Annotated in this window: 2 protein-coding genes and 1 pseudogene; all 3 read left to right on the top strand. The window is 69.6% G+C overall.

The annotated features are described in order from the left end of the window. Window positions 1-361: pseudogene (locus X738_RS89635) on the top strand (hypothetical protein); the annotation flags it as partial. Between the two features lie 101 nt (window positions 362-462). Next, window positions 463-1,290 carry a condensation domain-containing protein gene (locus X738_RS89630; RefSeq protein ID WP_441295569.1) on the top strand — a complete coding sequence of 276 codons (828 nt, stop codon included), beginning with the start codon at window positions 463-465 and terminating at the stop codon, window positions 1,288-1,290. After that, window positions 1,196-1,815, top strand: a 620-nt coding sequence (locus X738_RS89625) for a condensation domain-containing protein (RefSeq protein ID WP_373420515.1), incomplete at its 3' end; no start/stop codon positions are given. The genes X738_RS89630 and X738_RS89625, both read left to right, overlap by 95 nt.

Raw genomic sequence — 1,815 nt, 5'->3', positions numbered from 1 at the left:
GCGTGCCCTGTTCGCCAGGCCGGTGCTGGCCGATCTTGCCGCAAGCCTGGGCAGCTATCACGAGGTGGCGGTGCCTGCCAACCTGATCACCGAACACAGCACGGCAATTACGCCGCAGATGCTGCCGCTCATCGAGCTGGCCCAGCCGGAGATCGACCGGATCGTCGCCACGGTGCCCGGCGGCGTCGGCAACATCCAGGACATTTATGGGTTGTCGCCGCTGCAGGACGGCATCCTGTTCCATCATCTGCTGGCCAGCCAGGGCGATCCATATTTGCTGGTCTCGCAGATGGCGTTTGCCGAGCGCGACCTGTTGGAGCGCTATCTTGGCGCGGTTCAGCAGGTGGTGGACCGGCACGACATTCTGCGTACGGCCTTTGTCTNGTTGCGACGACGTGGTGACCGGCCTCGGCGTTTGCCGAGCGCGACCTGTTGGAGCGCTATCTTGGCGCGGTTCAGCAGGTGGTGGACCGGCACGACATTCTGCGTACGGCCTTTGTCTGGGAGGGGCTGTCCAGCCCGGCCCAGGTGGTGTGGCGGCGTGCGCCGCTGGAGGTGACCGAGGTCGAGCTGGATGCGTGTGACGGTTCCGGCGCCGAGGAGTTCAGGCGCCGGTTTGATCCGCGCCGGCACCGCATCGACCTTGGCCGGGCGCCGTTGTTGCGGTTTGTGATCGCGCGCGAGCCCGGCAGCGGGCGCTGGCTGCTGCTGGAGCTGCAGCATCATCTGATCGGGGATCACACGACGCTGGAAGTGATNCTTGCGGCACCGCAGCCGTTCCGCAATCTGGTGGCGCAGGCGCGGCTGGGGGTCGATGCCAAGGCGCATGAGGAGTTCTTCCAGGAACAGCTGGCCGACATCGACGAGCCGACCATGCCGTTCGGGCTGGGCGAGGTGCGCGGCGACGGCAGCGGGGTCGGCGAGGCGCGGCGGATGCTGCCGCAGGCGCTCAACGATCGGTTGCGGGAACAGGCGCGGCGGCTGGGGGTAAGCCTGGCCAGCCTGTGCCATCTGGCGTGGGGGCAGGTGGTGGCGCGCAGCAGCGGGCGAGAGCAGGTGGTGTTCGGCACGGTGCTGTTCGGCCGCATGCATGCGGGGGCGGGGGCCGACCGGGCGCTGGGCCGGTNGCCGGGCCAGCCTGTGCCATCTGGCGTGGGGGCAGGTGGTGGCGCGCAGCAGCGGGCGAGAGCAGGTGGTGTTCGGCACGGTGCTGTTCGGCCGCATGCATGCGGGCGCGGGCGCCGACCGCGCGCTGGGCCTGTTCATGAACACCCTGCCTGTGCGGCTTGACCTGGACGGGACCGGGGTCGCGGCGAGCGTGCGGACCATGCACGCGCGGCTTTCCGAGCTGCTGGCGCACGAGCATGCCTCGCTGGCGCTGGCGCAACGCTGCAGCGGGGTTGCGGCGCCGGCGCCGCTGTTCGGCGCGCTGTTGAACTACCGCCACAACACGCCGGCGGCCATGACCGGCTGCGGACCGGATGATGTCCTGGCGGGCATGGAATGGCTGGGCGGGGAGGAACGCACCAACTATCCGCTGACCCTGTCGGTGGAGGATTATGGCGAGGCGCTCGGCCTGACGGCGCAGGTGGTGGAGCCCGTGTCTGCGGATCGGGTCTGCGGCTACATGCAGCACGTGCTCGAGCAATTGGCGGAGGCGCTGGAGCGGGCGCCCGACAGGCCGGTGCGGGAGCTGGACATCCTGTCGGCCGCCGAGCGGACGTATCTGGTGGAGGATCTGAACCGGACGGCGGCGGCCTATCCGTCGCAGCGGTGCATCCACGAGCTGTTCGAGGCGCAGGTGCGCCAGGCGCC

The sequence above is a fragment of the Mesorhizobium sp. L48C026A00 genome, from assembly GCF_000502375.1.
In the GTDB taxonomy this organism is placed as follows: Bacteria; Pseudomonadota; Alphaproteobacteria; order Rhizobiales; family Rhizobiaceae; genus Mesorhizobium; species Mesorhizobium muleiense.
This window is presented reverse-complemented; position numbering and strand designations above follow the sequence as displayed.